This is a genomic window from Ruania halotolerans (genome assembly GCF_021049285.1).
Lineage (GTDB): Bacteria > Actinomycetota > Actinomycetes > Actinomycetales > Beutenbergiaceae > Ruania > Ruania halotolerans.
In genome coordinates this window covers 3,920,455-3,935,635 of record NZ_CP088017.1, presented here as the reverse complement: position 1 = coordinate 3,935,635, position 15,181 = coordinate 3,920,455, and the positions used below count along the sequence as shown (strand labels likewise).

11 protein-coding genes are annotated in these 15,181 nt (G+C 68.1%); 3 read left to right on the top strand and 8 right to left on the bottom strand.

Annotated features, from left to right (window positions below; translation table 11 throughout):
• Positions 1–254: 254 nt before the first annotated feature.
• A complete protein-coding gene (locus LQF10_RS17790; RefSeq protein WP_231065144.1) occupies positions 255–626 on the top strand; it encodes an alpha/beta fold hydrolase in 372 nt (123 codons plus the stop codon).
• Entirely contained in the window at positions 623–2,689 is a 2,067-nt protein-coding gene (locus LQF10_RS17785; RefSeq protein ID WP_231065143.1) for a S9 family peptidase, read from the top strand. Before LQF10_RS17790 ends, LQF10_RS17785 begins: the two co-directional genes overlap by 4 nt.
• Before the next feature lie 17 nt (positions 2,690–2,706).
• Here the strand turns inward: LQF10_RS17785 and LQF10_RS17780 are convergent, their stop codons facing one another.
• From LQF10_RS17780 to LQF10_RS17765, 4 genes are all read right to left on the bottom strand, one after another.
• The gene (locus LQF10_RS17780; RefSeq protein WP_231065142.1) at positions 2,707–3,399 is read right to left on the bottom strand and encodes a spermidine synthase; all 693 of its coding nucleotides are present in this window, start codon (positions 3,397–3,399) and stop codon (positions 2,707–2,709) included.
• 128 nt (positions 3,400–3,527) lie between these two features.
• Positions 3,528–6,050, bottom strand: coding sequence for an RCC1 domain-containing protein (locus LQF10_RS17775; RefSeq protein WP_231065141.1), 2,523 nt, complete (start codon positions 6,048–6,050; stop codon positions 3,528–3,530).
• A 44-nt stretch (positions 6,051–6,094) separates the two neighbouring features.
• Positions 6,095–6,751: a TetR/AcrR family transcriptional regulator gene (locus LQF10_RS17770; RefSeq protein WP_231065140.1), complete on the bottom strand. Its 657-nt coding sequence runs from the start codon at positions 6,749–6,751 to the stop codon at positions 6,095–6,097.
• 125 nt (positions 6,752–6,876) lie between these two features.
• Positions 6,877–7,578, bottom strand: a complete 702-nt coding sequence (locus LQF10_RS17765) for an LmeA family phospholipid-binding protein (RefSeq protein ID WP_231065139.1) — start codon at positions 7,576–7,578, stop codon at positions 6,877–6,879.
• 136 nt (positions 7,579–7,714) lie between these two features.
• On the opposite strand from LQF10_RS17765, the gene LQF10_RS17760 reads away from it, so the two are divergent.
• A complete protein-coding gene (locus LQF10_RS17760) occupies positions 7,715–8,245 on the top strand; it encodes an rRNA adenine N-6-methyltransferase family protein (protein ID WP_231065138.1) in 531 nt (176 codons plus the stop codon).
• Positions 8,246–8,305: 60 nt separating this feature from the next.
• Here LQF10_RS17760 and LQF10_RS17755 read toward each other — a convergent pair whose 3' ends face one another.
• From LQF10_RS17755 to LQF10_RS17740, 4 genes are all read right to left on the bottom strand, one after another.
• Positions 8,306–9,004 carry a hypothetical protein gene (locus tag LQF10_RS17755; RefSeq protein ID WP_231065137.1) on the bottom strand — a complete coding sequence of 233 codons (699 nt, stop codon included), beginning with the start codon at positions 9,002–9,004 and terminating at the stop codon, positions 8,306–8,308.
• A 16-nt stretch (positions 9,005–9,020) separates the two neighbouring features.
• On the bottom strand, positions 9,021–10,238 hold the full coding sequence (locus tag LQF10_RS17750) for an RNA polymerase sigma factor (protein ID WP_231065136.1): 1,218 nt from the start codon (positions 10,236–10,238) through the stop codon (positions 9,021–9,023).
• Positions 10,239–10,245: 7 nt separating this feature from the next.
• On the bottom strand, positions 10,246–10,596 hold the full coding sequence (locus LQF10_RS17745) for a YciI family protein (protein ID WP_231065135.1): 351 nt from the start codon (positions 10,594–10,596) through the stop codon (positions 10,246–10,248).
• 107 nt (positions 10,597–10,703) lie between these two features.
• Positions 10,704–15,107, bottom strand: coding sequence for a COG1361 S-layer family protein (locus LQF10_RS17740; RefSeq protein WP_231065134.1), 4,404 nt, complete (start codon positions 15,105–15,107; stop codon positions 10,704–10,706).
• Positions 15,108–15,181 lie beyond the last annotated feature (74 nt).

Genomic DNA, 15,181 nt, shown 5'->3' with positions numbered 1-15,181 from the left:
GGGTGCGTATGGTCCGCGGCTGCTCTGCCCGGTTGGTCACGGCTGGTCCTCTTCCACATCGAAGGGCTGGTCTCGATCGTGGTCGACCGTACGGAGGTGAATGGAAAATGTCAAGAAAGTGTGAAAGCGCATGCCACTGACGAGTGGGGCGATCAAGATCGCCGCTGTGCCCTTGAATTTCGGATGAAAGTGGTTCATCGAACGTGAGGTCAGTGAGGTGGCGATGTTGCATCCTGTGAACGCATGGAACGCGCTTGCACGGTGGTTCCCGGTACCCCGCGTGGAACTCATGGGAGCTCCGGGAGTGGGCCCGAGCGCAGCATCAGGCGCAGCCGGCGCTCGTGCGCAACGGCGATGTCATCCCCAGTGAACCGTGGCCACGAATCCTCGCCGCTCTCACCCCGCGTATGCCGGTCCTCGTGCTGACCGGTACCACCCCCGATGTGGGGATGACCGAGGAGCATCGCCGCATCATCGGCGATTGTGGAGCGGTGCTGGAGGTGGTGCCCGGAGCATCGCACTTCGTGCGGAGAGACGCTCCGCAGGCGTTCGCGGCCATCACCTCGGACTGGTTGTCACGTCTCCCGGCCCATCGTCGCAGCGTCGTGATAGACACGGAACCGTGACCCACACCATTGCTGAGCCGGAGGCGACCCCTCCCGCTACCCCCTTCCACGACCTCGACTCCTACGTGGCCCTGCCCCGACTGTCCGGCCTCACCCTCTCCCCCGAGGGAGACAGCCTTGTCGTCGGCGTCTCGTCCCTGAATGAGGACAACACTGCCTCCCGCACCGCACTGTGGGAGGTGGACCCCATCGGCGCACGGCCTGCGCGCCGCCTCACCCGTGGCCTGACCGGTGAGGCCGGCGCAACGTTCACCTCCGATGGCGATCTGTTGTTCGTGGCCAAGCGCGCCACTGAGGAGGTCAGCGAGGAGAAGGCCAAGCCCGCCCTGTGGCTGCTGCCCGCTGAGGGCGGAGAGGCACGGCAGGTGGCCACCCGTCCCGGTGGGATCGGCGGGGTGCGCGCCGCACGATCGGCGCCCACGGTGATCGTGACGGCAGAGACCATGCCGTCGGCCACCGACGCCGAGTCCGAGCAGGCCACTCTGGACGCTCGCTCGGAGCAGAAAGTCGCCGCGATCCTGCACAGCGACTACCCGATCCGGTTCTGGGACCACGATCTCGGCCCCGCTGCTCCTCGCCTGTTCGCTGCCGGCCTGCCCGTTGCCGAGGATGAACTCGACCTGCGTGACCTGACCCCGGACGCCGGCAAGCACCTCATCGAGGCTGATACGGACCTCGCCGCGGATGGCTCCGCCGTCGTGACCACGTGGCGGGTGCCGATGGGCAAGGGCGCAGTGCGTTCCCAGCTGGTGCACATCGACGTTGCCACCGGCGAACGGACCGTCCTTGTTGATGATTCCGAGGCGGAGATCGGCACAGGGCGGATCAGTCCGGACGGGCGGCAGGTCGCCTACGTGCGCGAATCGATCACCACACCGCAGCGGGCGCCCGAGGTGACCCTGTGGGTGTGCGGGATCGACGGATCGAACCCGCGCCGGATCGCCGCCGAGTGGGACCGGTGGCCGGGTGAGCCAGTGTGGTTGCCGGATAGTTCCGGGGTGCTGATGGCCACTGACGACGACGGCCGCTCGCCGGTCTTCCGCGTCACTTTGGAGGGGGTGGTGACGCGCCTGACCGACGACGCCGCCTCGTACACGAATGTCACGGTGGGTCCTGACGGATCGGTGGCCTTCGCGCTGCGTTCCTCCTACGAGTTCCCCGCCGAAGTGGTCCGGATCGACCTGACCGGTCACGCGGCGCAGCGGGTGCAGCCGTTGAGTGGCCCGGTGCCTCGGCCGGTGCTCCCCGGTGAGTTGCGTGAGGTGGAGACGACGGCGGCGGACGGCACGCGGGTGCGGTCGTGGCTGGCGTTGCCCGAGGGGGCCAGCAGTGAGGCTCCGGCGCCGATGCTGCTGTGGATCCACGGGGGACCGCTCGGTTCCTGGAACGCGTGGAGCTGGCGCTGGTGCCCGTGGCTGCTGGTGGCGCAGGGCTATGCCGTGCTGCTGCCCGACCCCGCCCTGAGCACCGGGTATGGCCAGGACTTCATCCAACGCGGGTGGGGAGCCTGGGGGCAGGCGCCGTTCACCGATCTGATGGCCGCCACCGATGCGGCCGAGGCGTTGCCCGAGATCGACGAGACCCGGACGGCCGCGATGGGTGGATCCTTCGGCGGGTACATGGCGAACTGGGTGGCCGGGCACACGGACCGGTTCAACGCGATCGTCACGCACGCGAGTTTGTGGGCGCTGGACGGGTTCGGCGGCACCACCGATGCCGGGTACTACTGGAACCGTGAGATGACGCCGGCGATGGCCGAGGCGAACTCACCTCACCGGTCCGTGGACCAGATCGTCACCCCGATGCTGGTGATCCACGGGGACAAGGACTACCGGGTGCCGATCGGGGAGGGTCTGCGGCTCTGGCACGACCTGCTCAGCGCCTCCGGCCTGCCCGCCGGCGAGGACGGGACCACGGTGCACCGGTTTCTGTACTTCCCGAACGAGAACCACTGGATCCTCACGCCGCAGCACGCGAAGGTCTGGTACCAGGTGGTCTCAGGCTTCCTGGCTGAGCACGTCCTCGGTGACGAGGCTCCGGCGTTGCCGGAGGTGCTCGGCTAGCGGCGGATGCAGCCCACTCACCCGGTGGCGAGGTAGACCGTATTGCTCGACTCGCCGCCGGTGAGGGGGTTGGCGAAGATGACCACCTCAGCCGAGGTGGATCCGAATACCTCGGCCAGGGTCTCCTGGAACCCGGCGTCGGGTGGGTCATCGGACCAGAGGGCGAACACGCCGTCCTCGGTGAGATGTCGGCGCATCGCCTGCAGGCCGGCCGCCGTGTAGAAGTCGGCGTGGCTCGGGTGCAGCACGTGCCGCGGCGTGTGGTCCACATCGAGCAGGATCGCGTCATAGGTGATCTCAGGTTCGGTGGTGACCATGTGGAAGAAGTCCCGCAGCACGAGGCGGCAGCGCGGATCCGTGGCCAGTCCGGCGGTCTCGGGCAGCAGACCCCGGCGGTGCCAGTCGATCACGGGCTCGGCCACATCCATCACAGTCAGGTCGGCCACGCGGGGGTCGGCCAGCGCGGTATGTGCGGTGTAGCCGAGCCCGAGACCGCCCACCAGCACCGTGAGGCCGTCCCGGTCGAGCATGGTGAGGGCCAGTGAGGCGAGGTCCCGTTCCGCCGCGGTAAACAGGCTCGACATCAGGTACTCCTCGCCCAGGCGCACCTCGTAGATGTCGATCTGCGCGGTCAGGTCGTAGCGTCGTCGCAGGCTGATCTCACCGACGGGAGTCTGCTGGAAGTCGAGTTCTTCGAATCGGGCGGCCATCACGCAGTCCTACCACGCGAGTGCGCGGGGCAGCCGCTTCGCAGGCACCGCACTCGCCTACCCGCGAGTGCGCTCAATCTCGGCCATATCTCACTAGGTGAGCGAGAAGTCGCGCACTCGCGGAGGGGTTAGGCGAGGGGGCGGTGTGTGGAGCGCCGTGCTGCCACGGTGAGTGCGGTGCCGAAGAGGAGCACGAGTGCGGCGGCGGCGAGCACCGCGCCGAGACCGGCGCCGGTCTCTGGCAGTTCCGGGGCGCTCGGTTCTGGGGGGCTCGGAATGGGGGTGCTCGGGGTGCTCGGTTCGGGGACGCTCGCGGTGACCTCGACGGTGATGGTGTCGGTCACGGTGCCCACGGTCGCGGTGATCCGGTGGGGGCTCGCCTCGGGAAAGGTGACCGTGAGGCCGTCGACGATGTCGCTGGACTGGTCGCTGGAGAGCTCGACAGCGTCGTCCTCGATCTCGACCGGGTTGCCGTAGGCGTCGGTCCCGTCCACGGCGAACGTGATCGATTCGCCCTGGTCCACGTTCAGCCCCTCGGGTGCGCGCAGCTCGATCGCGGCCAGTGGTGCGGCGGTGACGTGCACGGTGGCTGTGGTGGCGACCTCGGGGTCGGTGTCCAGGGTGGCGGTGATGGTGTGGGTGCCGGCGGTGGTGAAGGTGATCGCGTCGCCGTTCGTGTCGGCGCCGGCGTCGTCGGGCACCTCGATGGTGACTGTGTCGGTCAGGTCGCCGAGGTCGTTGCCGAACTCGTCTTGCCCGGTGACTGCATAGGTCACCGACTCTCCCGCGACGATCTGCTCGTGGGCGGGTGTGAGGTCGATGGTGGCTGCGGGTGCGGCGGTGACGTCCACGGTTGCTGTGGTGGTGATGTCGGAGTCGGTGTCCAGGGTGGCGGTGATGGTGTGGGTGCCGGCGGTGGTGAAGGTGATCGCGTCGCCGTTCGTGTCGGCGCCGGCGTCGTCGGGCACCTCGATGGTGACTGTGTCAGTCAGGTCACCGAGGTCGTTGCCGAACTCGTCTTGCCCGGTGACTGCATAGGTCACCGACTCTCCCGCGACGATCTGCTCGTGGGCGGGTGTGAGGTCGATGGCGGCCACCGGTGCGGCGGTGACGTCCACGGTTGCTGTGGTGGTGATTTCCGGGTCGGTGTCCAGGGTGGCGGTGATGGTGTGGGTGCCGGCGGTGGTGAAGGTGACGGTGTTGCCGTTGATCTGGGCACCGGTGTTGCTGTCGGGCGCCTCGATGGTGGTGCCGTCGGTCAGGTCGCCGAGGTCGTTGCCGAAGCGGTCTGTTCCGGTGACCGCGTACGTCACGGACTCTCCCGCGACGACCTGCTCCGTTGGCGGCGTGAGCTCGATGGCGGCCACCGGTGCAGCGGTGATCTCGATGCTGTGCTCGGCCGGGCTAGGTGCGGCGAGATAGGTGCCGTCGGTGGATCCGAGGTAGGTGGCACGCACGCTGATCGTGCCTACAGTGGTCAGCCCCTCGATGGCGGCCGTCGCCTCACCCTCGTCATCGACGCCGACGTCGATCGGGTCCTGGCCGTCGATGCTGAAGCGCACTGTGCCGGTGAACGCGACGCCGGGCTGGATATCTCCGGTGACGTCAACCTTCGCACTCACCTGCACCTCGCCGTCAGTGGCGGTGATTGAGTCAGGAGCCGCCAGGCTCACCTCGGTTTCGACGACCGAGCGCAGCAGCATCGTGTGCCAACTGCCGGCTTGGACGCCGGTATAGACCGTCCCTTCTGGCAGGTCTGGCACGGTCGTCTGCCCGGAGCTGTTGTGGCCGAAGGCGATCGCGTCGCCGTCTGAGCGCAGTAGCACCGTATGCCATCCGCCGACGGCCGCGTCGGTGTACGTCACCCCTTCTGGCAGGTCTGGCACGGTCGCCTGCCCGGATTCATCGTTGCCGAAGGCCACCGCGTCGCCGTCCGAGCGCAGTAGCACCGTGTGCCAGTAGCCGGCGGCCGCGTCGGTATAGCTCATGCCATCCGGCAGGTCTGGCACGGTCGTCTCCCCGTGGGTGTTGTAGCCGAAGGCCACTGCCTCGCCGTCTGAACGCAGCAGCACGGTATACAAGTGGCGAGTGGCGATGTCGGTATAGGTCGCCCCGTCCGGCAGGTCCGGCACGTCCGTCTGCCCGTACCTGTTGTCGCCGAAGGCCTCGACCATCCCGTCCGAGCGCAGCAGTACCGTAGACAATGCCCCGGCAGCGATAGCTGTGTAGGTGACGCCCTCCGGTAGGTCCGGCACGTTCGTCTGCCCGTGGGTGTTGTCGCCGAAAGCCACTGCCTCGCGGTCCGAGCGCAGCAGCACCGTGTGGCTCCCGCCGGCGGCGACGTCGGTATATACCATCCCGGCTGGCAGGTCCGGCACGTTCGTCCGTCCGTCGTTGCTGTTGCCGGTGGCCACTGCCTCGCCGTCCGAACGCAGCAACACCATGTGGCGGTCGCCGGTGGCGACGTCGGTGTAAGTCAACCCGGGCGGCAGTTCGGGTACCTCTGTCATCCCATTCCGTGGGTCACCGAAGGCGATCGCTGAACCGCCCGGGACCGCCGGCTCGTCAGCAGACGCCGGAAGGCCTCCCACTCCGGCTGCCAGCACGCCCGCGACTACGGCTCCCACGACACCCCTGCGAATCCACGTCATGCGACGAACATAGCGGACGAAAAGTCCGTTTAACAATAGCTGGGTCAGGGTTGCATCCGGTTGCGGTGCGCGAGCCGGGTGAGTTCCGTCATCGACACTGGTGTCGCCGGGAGGTCCGGCCGGGGGGTGCCCTCCGGCCGGAGCGCATCGAGAACGAGCGCTCGCATCCGGGGCAGCACGACCGAGCGCTCCGGTTCCCGCACCCACACCAGATCCGCGAGCATCCCGGCCAGGGATGCGACATCGGTGACATCGACGTCCGCACGGATCGTGCCCGCCGCCTTGCCCTCCTCAACCGCTTGGGCGACCACCGACGCGGTGGGGCTGACCCGCACCTCGCTGGGAAAGAGGCGTTGCACCCTGACTCCGACGGCCCGGGCGACCGGGACATCGAGGGAGAACTGCACTGTCTGGTCGATGAAGGCGACCACGCGCTCGTATGAATCCTCGATGCCGGTGAGGGCGTCGCCTGCCTCATCGACACGTTCCTGGAACCGGTGGTACAGGCCCAGCAGGAGGTCGTTCCGGGTGGGGAAGTGCCGATAGACAGTTCCGATGCCCATTCCCAGATCCTCGCCAAGGCGGTGCAGACTCACGTCGAGACCTTCCTCAGCGAACACCCGCTCTGCGTGTTCGAGGATTCGGTCGCGATTGGCCAAGGCATCCCGACGGGGGCGTCGTTGACGTGCTGACGTGGTCATCCTCGGAAGTATGCCCGCCCGCACCGCCGCCCACTACCGCCGGGCGCCGGCCCCTCGTTGAAGGCCCTTGCGACGAGGGTGCGCCGTCGGACTGTCGTCGGGCACGTCTTCCCAGGCGTGGCTGATCAGCCGAGATCGGTGAGGGCGATGTCGTTGCCGGTGAGTTCGACCTGGACACTCTCGCCGACGACCTCGATGGCGCTGAGTGTCAGCGAGCCCGGGAGCTCATCCAGCGGCACCTCGAGTGAGCCCAGATCACCGAGCATGCCCTCGGGCACCGCGCTTGCATCCACCTCGATGCCGCCCAGCGTGAACGTCTGTGGTTCGAGAAGGAGCACGCCGTCGGTGACCACCGGCGCCAGCGCGGCTTCCAGTGGCATGCCGAGCACGGTGGCCGACGCGACCAGTGCGCCGTCGGTGATATCAATCGTGACGTCCTCCGGTACTCGCCCGGACGCCGCTACCGCGGACTCGATGCTCGCGGCGGGCACTGTGGCGGACACGGTCATCTCCGCGACCGTGCGCGGTTCGGACACGGCCACCCCGTGGGCCAGGATGTGCACATCGGTGAGGTCAAGACCGTCGGTGCGGACGTCGTCGGCGGTCAACTCCACGGTGTTCAGCGAGCCGGTCAGGAGGTGCGGCAGGAACAGGAAGCCCGGGATCTGCACCTGTGTGCCCTGAGCCTGCGGGAATGATCCGTCCAACTCGGACTCGATCTCCGCCTCAGTCTGGGCCACGGCCCACCGATCGAACGCGTACCCGCCACCGAGCAGGAGAACCAGGATCACCACGATGCCGAGAGCGGCCTTCCCCGAGCGAGACATGGCGGCCACGATATCCGGCCGACCTGGCAGCTAGCTGAACCACCAGATCGACTCGGTGGACGGAAATTCCGTGGCGCTGCGGCGCTGACCTCACCTACCGTCCCAGCCATGGGAAACATCATGTTGATGGTGCGTCGTGTCCGGGAACGGGCAGCGGCGATGGGGCTCGCACCGGCTGAAGGGCTCCTGGGCTGATCGGATCGTCCGCGGTGCCGGACTCCGCGGCGGCGAACTCGTCCTCGATCTGGGTGCCGGCGCGGGAGCGCTGACCCGTCCGTTGGCCAGGCAGGCCACACGGGTGGTGGCGGTCGAGCTGCATCCGGGCAGGGTGCGCGCACTGACGGCGGCCCTCGGATCCACTGAGTCGGTCACCGTGGTGCACGGCGATCTGCTCGAGGTGCCGCTTCCGCGCCGCCCGTTCCGGGTGGTGGCGAACCCGCCGTACGCCATCGGGGCGGCGGTGGTGCGCCGGATCACCGGGCTTCGATCGGCACTGACCCGCGCCGACCTCGTGCTGCCCCGTTGGATGGCGCGCCGGTACGCCGCCTCTGCACCGCGAGGGTTCAGTGCTGAGGTGGGTACTCACGTGCCAGCGGCGGCGTTCGTGCCGCCGCCGCGCAGTGACTCGGCAGTGCTGGTGCTGCGCCGCGTACGAAATCGACGGTGATCTCGCCATCGAGTGCCGTCTACGTAGCCGGGTGGCGCGATGGCCGTCGCTTTCGTACGGCTACTCTCTCGGCCGCACAGTCGCCGGGTCGACCGTGATCCACAGCGAGCGCGCCTGCGCGAGGACCCGTTCGCCGTGGAGCAGCGCCGTCCCGGCGCGATGTTTGCGACCCTCCGAAGAGATCGGCCACGCGAGCACCACCAACTCCGCCCCGGGATCGGGCAGCTCGTGCACCTGCGCGGTCATCGTGCCGAGCACCATCGGCCGCCCACCCACACCCAACGCCCACCCGCTCGGGCAGTCGATCGCGGCCCAGACGATCTCGGGAGTCACCTCCCGCGGTACCCAGGCTGCGGCGTACACGCCCTCGGTGACCTGACCCGTCTGCAGGCACAGGGCTTCCTCAGGGTCTCGCTCCGTGCCGCAAGAGAAGCAGGTGGGGAACGGGTGATCGGTCAGCCCCGTATAGCGCGGCCCGGCGGCGACGGCATCGTCGTAGGAGACGGGCGTGGGGATCTCCGCCGTAGCTACACCAGGGGCGCTGTGTGCCTCGGCCACCCGGATGTCGCCGTGGAAGAGGGTGAGCGCGTCATCGCCGGCGTCGACCCGCATAGGTACCCCGAGCGGAGGTGGGCTGAACAGCCGGACGGAGGCTGCGCCGTCGGGCGTGGGCAGGAGCGCGGCCAGATGGCCGCTCGTCCACCCACCGTTTCCGGAGTACGGCGGGCCGTTGTACTCAGGCGGGACGACGAAGTCCATGACCACACCGTACGCCTCAACCCAGCGCAGACAACCGAGAGGCGATGAACCGTCGCTCCACGTCGTTCTCGGTGAGCTCACCTGCCCGACGCCACGCCTGCACCGCCTCGGCGGTGCGGCCGAGGCGGGTGAGCAGGTCGGCTCTGGTGGCGTGCAGCAGGTAGTAGCCGTCCAGGTCGAGATCGCCGACGGCGGCCAACGCTTGCTCGGGTCCGGCCACCTCGGCCAGGGCTACTGCACGATTGAGAGCCACCACCGGTGAGGGAGCGAGATGCTGAAGCTGGTCGTACAGGGCGAGGATCTGCCGCCAGTCGGTAGCCCCGGCCGTGGCCGCGTCACTGTGCACTGCGGCGATCGCGGCCTGCACCTGGTACGCGCCCGGACGATTGCGCCGTAGGCACCAGCGCACGAGTGCCTGCCCCTCGCTGATCAGGTCGTGGTCCCAGCGGTTGCGGTCCTGTTCAGTAAGAGGGACCAACTCGCCGCCGGGGCCGGTACGCGCCGGACGGCGGGACTCGGTGAGCAGCAGCAGGGCGAGCAGTCCGACGGCCTCCTCCTCGTCCGGCATCAGCTCGGCGAGGAGCCGGGCCAATCGAACTGCTTCCACACATAGATCGGTACGCACCAGTTCAGCGCCGACGCTGGGCGAATACCCCTGGGTGAAGATCAGGTAGATCACGGCGAGCACCGAACCCAGCCGGTCTGGGAGGTCATGATCGGCGGGGATCCGATACGGGATGCGCGCCGTGGCGATCTTCTTCTTCGCCCGGACGATGCGCTGGGCGATCGTGGACTCCTGCATGAGGAACGCCCGTGCCACCTCGGTCGTGGTCAGCCCGCCGAGAGTACGTAGGGTGAGCGCCACGCGGGCATCGGGAGCGAGCGCCGGGTGGCAGCAGGTGAAGATGAGGCGCAACTGATCATCGGCCACCGGCCCCACCTCCTCCCACTTCGTCGGCGCGTGGACCACCAACGCCTCCGCATGCTTCTGTTCCCGCTTGGCCTCCCGGCGCAGCCGGTCGATCGCTCGGTTGCGCGCCGTCACCACGATCCAGGCACCCGGATTGGGCGGCACTGCGTCCGGCCAGGCCGTCAGGGCGGCGGTGAACGCCTCCTGCACCATGTCCTCGGCGAGGGAGAGGTCACCGAGCACCCGGGTGAGGGTGGCCACGCACCTGCCGTACTCCTCGCGGTAGGTGCGGGCCACTAATTCCTCGTGTTCGGTGCTGGTCACCGGCGACTCATTCGGACTGGAACGGCCGGACCTCGACCGGTCCCATACACGCCGCGGAGGCCTCCTGGGCGATGGCCAGGGCCGCATCCAGGTCCGGCGCCTCGATCACCCAGAAGCCGCCGATCTGTTCGCGGGTTTCCGCCAGCGGGGCGTCGGTCACGAGCGCCTTGCCCTTGCTGTTGTCCACGGTGGTGGCGGCACTGGGCGCTTCCAGTCCACCGCCGAACACCCACTGGCCCGCCTCGGTGATGCGCTTGTTGAAGGCGTCCACCTGAGCGAATGCCTTCTGCATCTCGGCCTCGTCGGCATAGTGCGGCTCGTCGTAGTCGTGCCACACGGAGAGCAGGTACTGCGTCATCGTCTCGCTCCTTGTTCGTGGGCGGGCCGGTTGCCCGCCTCTCATCCTCTCCACGAACTAGGTCGACGAAAATCGACAGCCGCTAGATAGTGATTCCGCAGGCGGCGTCAGCTCTCCTCAATCCGACGGCCTCGGCGGACCACCATGCTGCCGAACAACACCAGCAGCAACGACACCGCGATCAGCACACTCACCTGGACCCCCGTGGAGGGCAGACCGGGCTTGTCCACGGGCGGGTCCGTAGTGACGGAATTGGTGGATGGCGCAGACTCCACGGGAGCTCCATCCGGGGTGGTGCCGGTGGCAGTGGCGGTGTTCTCGATCTCACCCGCGTTCACATCGGCCTGGGTGGCGGTGTATTCGGCCGTGAAGGTGGCGTTCTCGCCGGGTGCCAGGGATTCCACTGACTCGGGGGTGATGGGACCGAGTTCGCCGGTGCCGGTGAAGTCGCCTTCGACGGGGGCGGCGTCGGTGATGGTGACGTTGCCGGTGTTGGTGACCTCGAACGTGTAGGTGATCACTTCACCGGCGGCGGTGATCTCGGCAACGTCGGCGGACTTCACGACCTCGAGTGACGGGTTCTGCACTGCCGGGATGGTGAATTCCGAGGGCGTGACTGGGGGGAGTTCGGTTTCACCTGGGGGTGTTCCGGTGGCGGTGGCGGTGTTGTCGATGCCGCCGGCGTCCACATCGGCCTGGGTGGCGGTGTATTCGGCCGTGAAGGTGGCGTTCTCGCCGGGTGCCAGGGATTCCACTGACTCGGGGGTGATGGTGCCGAGTTCGCCGGTGCCGGTGAAGTCGCCTTCGACGGGGGCGACGTCGGTGATGGTGACGTTGCCGGTGTTGGTGACCTCGAACGTGTAGGTGATCACTTCACCGGCGGCGGTGATCTCGTCGACGTCGGCGGACTTGACGATGGTCAGCTCAGGCGCTGCCACAATCGGCACGGTCACATCCGAGGGCGGGGTCGGGGGGAGCTCAACACCCTCGGGGGGTGTGCCGGTGGCGGTGGCGGTGTTGTCCACAGTGCCGGCGTCGACGTCTGCCTGGGTGAGGGTGTAGGTGGCGGTGAACGTCGCCTCCGCTCCCGGAGCCAAGGAGGCGACCGACTCGGGTGTGATGGCCCCGAGTTCGCCGGTGCCGGTGAAGTCGCCTTCGACGGGAGCGGCGTCGGTGATGGTGACGTTGCCGGTGTTGGTGACCACGAAGGTGTAGGTGATCTCTTCACCGGCGACAAATGCCTCTGGACCTGTGGGGGTCGCCGACTTCACCACCTCCAGGGACGGGTTCTGCACTGCCGGGACGGTGACTTCCGAGGGCGTGACTGGGGGGAGCTCACTGCCTGCTGGGGGTGTTCCGGTCGCGGTGGCGGTGTTGTCGATGCCGCCGGCGTCCACATCGGCCTGGGTCACGGTGTATTCGGCGGTGAAGGTCGCATCCGCGCCCGGAGCCAGGTCAGCACTCTCGGGCGTGATGGGACCGAGTTCCCCGGTGCCGGTGAACTCGGTCTCGACGGGGGCGGCGTCGGTGATGGTGACGTTGCCGGTGTTGGTCACCAGGAAGGAGTAGGTGATCACCTCGCCGGCTGCGCTGAACTCATCCAGGTCAGCTGATTTAGTGATCTCGAGCTCGGGGGCGGCGATGATCGGGACGGTGACCTCGGTCGGAGGGACCGGCGGGAGCTCGGTGCCCGGGGGTGGGGTGCCGGTGGCGGTGGCGGTGTTGTCCACGGTGCCGGCGTCCACGTCCGCCTGGGTGAGGGTGTAGGTGGCGGTGAACGTCGCCTCCGCTCCCGGAGCCAAGGAGGCGACCGACTCGGGTGTGATGGCCCCGAGTTCGCCGGTGCCGGTGAAGTCGCCTTCGACCGGTGCGGCGTCGGTGATGGTGACGTTGCCGGTGTTGGTGACCACGAAGGTGTAGGTGATCTCATCACCGGCAATGAACGCCTCCGGACCCGTGGGGGTCGCCGACTTCACCACCTCCAGGGACGGATTCTGCGTCGCGGGGACGGTGACTTCCGAGGGCGTGACTGGGGGGAGCTCGGTATCACCTGGGGGTGTTCCGGTCGCGGTGGCGGTATTGTCGATGCCGCCGGCGTCCACATCGGCCTGGGTCACGGTGTACTCGGCGGTGAAGGTCGCATCCGCGCCCGGAGCCAGGTCAGCACTCTCGGGCGTGATGGCCCCCAGGTCCCCGGTGCCGGTGAACTCGGTCTCGACAGGGGCGGCGTCGGTGATGGTGACGTTGCCGGTGTTGGTCACCAGGAAGGAGTAGGTGATCACCTCACCGGCTGCGCTGAACTCGGCCAGATCGGCGGACTTCTCGATCTCCAGCTCAGGCGCCGCCTCGATCGGGACGGTGACCTCGCTCGGCGGGACCGGCGGGAGCTCGGTGCCCGGGGGTGGGGTGCCGGTGGCGGTGGCGGCGTTGTCCACGGTGCCGGCGTCCACGTCCGCCTGGGTCAGGGCGTAGGTGGCGGTGAACGTCGCCTCCGCTCCCGGAGCCAAGGAGGCGACCGACTCGGGTGTGATGGCCCCGAGTTCGCCGGTGCCGGTGAAGTCGCCTTCGACGGGAGCGGCGTCGGTGATGGTGACGTTGCCGGTGTTGGTGACCACGAAGGTGTAGGTGATCTCATCACCGGCAATGAACGCCTCCGGACCCGTGGGGGTCGCCGACTTCACCACCTCCAGGGACGGGTTCTGCACTGCCGGGACGGTGACTTCCGAGGGCGTGACTGGGGGGAGCTCACTGCCTGCTGGGGGTGTTCCGGTGGCGGTGGCGGTGTTGTCGATGCCGCCGGCGTCCACATCGGCCTGGGTCACGGTGTACTCGGCGGTGAAGGTCGCATCCGCGCCCGGAGCCAGGTCAGCACTCTCGGGCGTGATGGCCCCCAGGTCCCCGGTGCCGGTGAACTCGGTCTCGACAGGGGCGGCGTCGGTGATGGTGACGTTGCCGGTGTTGGTCACCAGGAAGGAGTAGGTGATCACCTCACCGGCTGCGCTGAACTCGGCCAGATCGGCGGACTTCTCGATCTCCAGCTCAGGCGCCGCCTCGATCGGGACGGTGACCTCGCTCGGCGGGACCGGCGGGAGCTCGGTGCCCGGGGGTGGGGTGCCGGTGGCGGTGGCGGCGTTGTCCACGGTGCCGGCGTCCACGTCCGCCTGGGTCAGGGTGTAGGTGGCGGTGAATGTTGCGTCTTCGCCTGGGGCAAGGTCCGCGCTTGCGGGAGAGATGTCGCCGAGTTCGCCGGTGCCGGTGAAGTCGCCTTCGACCGGTGCGGCGTCGGTGATGGTGACGTTGCCGGTGTTGGTGACCACGAAGGTGTAGGTGATCTCCTGCCCCACGACGAAACTGTCGGGGCCAGCTGGTTCGGCCGATTTGGCGATTTCAAGTTCGGGATTCTGCGTCGCGGGGATGGTCACGTCCGAGGGCGTGACTGGGGGGAGCTCACTGCCTGCCGGGGGTGTTCCGGTGGCGGTGGCGGTGTTGTCGATGCCGCCGGCGTCCACATCGGCCTGGGTCACGGTGTACTCGGCGGTGAAGGTCGCATCCGCGCCCGGAGCCAGGTCAGCACTCTCGGGCGTGATGGCCCCCAGGTCCCCGGTGCCGGTGAACTCGGTCTCGACGGGGGCGACGTCGGTGATGGTGACGTTGCCGGTGTTGGTCACCAGGAAGGAGTAGGTGATCACCTCACCCGCTGCGCTGAACTCGGTGACGTCCGCCGACTTCTCCACCGTGAGGGACGGCGTCGGAGCGTCCGGGAGGGTGGCCAGGAGTGTCCAGTTCTCTGTTGATGTGATGGTCTGGGGGCCGTCCGGGGCGTTGCCCCGGATCGACATATTCAGGGTGAGCTGAGTGATATCGGTGCCGGTGACAAGGAGGCTGCCGCAGCCGGCCAGGGCGTCATATCCCGGGTTGATGGCGTTGCAGGCTGGACTCGGGCGAGACGAGATGGGCTGGAATTTCGTTCCGCCGTCCACGACCTCAAGGTTGGTGGCGCCTGGGGCGACCGCCATGGTGGCCCCGGCGGGCACAGATGTCAGGACTCCGGCGCCGCCCCAGGCCGCTGTGCCTGCGCCGGCTCCCAGCCCCGCGATGTGCAGGGTCGGATTCGTCACCGGACTGTCGAAAGTGATCGTCACGGTGCCCTGGTTGAAGCACTCGAAGTCGTCTGTTGCGGTGCACCCGACCACCCCGGTGTTGATCGAGGCAGTCGCCGTGCCCGCTGGGATCGGCTCGGCGTAGTTCCCCGCGCTCGAACCCTTGGTGGGGAAGGGAAGCGTCCCGGCTGCCACTGTCGCTCCACCGAAGGTGTAGGTCGCGACCACTGGATCGGCGCCCGGCTGCGTGAACGTCTGCGTGTATCCCGCACCCACGGGAACCACGCTTGCGATCCGAACCGCCTCAGCGCTCGAGCTCGTGGTCAGCAGGGTGAACATCGCGAGCAGTGGCACGAGCAACAATGCGACGGTGCGACGCGCGGACGTTCTCGGTGCTGGACTATCGAACACGAGGGCTCCTGCGCAAGAAGGGGGGTTTCACCTGACCCTAGGCCAGTGCCGGGGCGCGCAACGTGAGAACGATT

Excerpts from the sequence above, each read along its gene's own strand:
- LQF10_RS17780 (WP_231065142.1), bottom strand. The coding sequence starts at position 3,399 with ATGGCCGCCCGATTCGAAGAACTCGACTTCCAGCAGACTCCCGTCGGT.
- LQF10_RS17775 (WP_231065141.1), bottom strand. The coding sequence starts at position 6,050 with ATGACGTGGATTCGCAGGGGTGTCGTGGGAGCCGTAGTCGCGGGCGTG.
- LQF10_RS17770 (WP_231065140.1), bottom strand. The coding sequence starts at position 6,751 with ATGACCACGTCAGCACGTCAACGACGCCCCCGTCGGGATGCCTTGGCC.
- LQF10_RS17765 (WP_231065139.1), bottom strand. The coding sequence starts at position 7,578 with ATGTCTCGCTCGGGGAAGGCCGCTCTCGGCATCGTGGTGATCCTGGTT.
- LQF10_RS17755 (WP_231065137.1), bottom strand. The coding sequence starts at position 9,004 with ATGGACTTCGTCGTCCCGCCTGAGTACAACGGCCCGCCGTACTCCGGA.
- LQF10_RS17745 (WP_231065135.1), bottom strand. The coding sequence starts at position 10,596 with ATGACGCAGTACCTGCTCTCCGTGTGGCACGACTACGACGAGCCGCAC.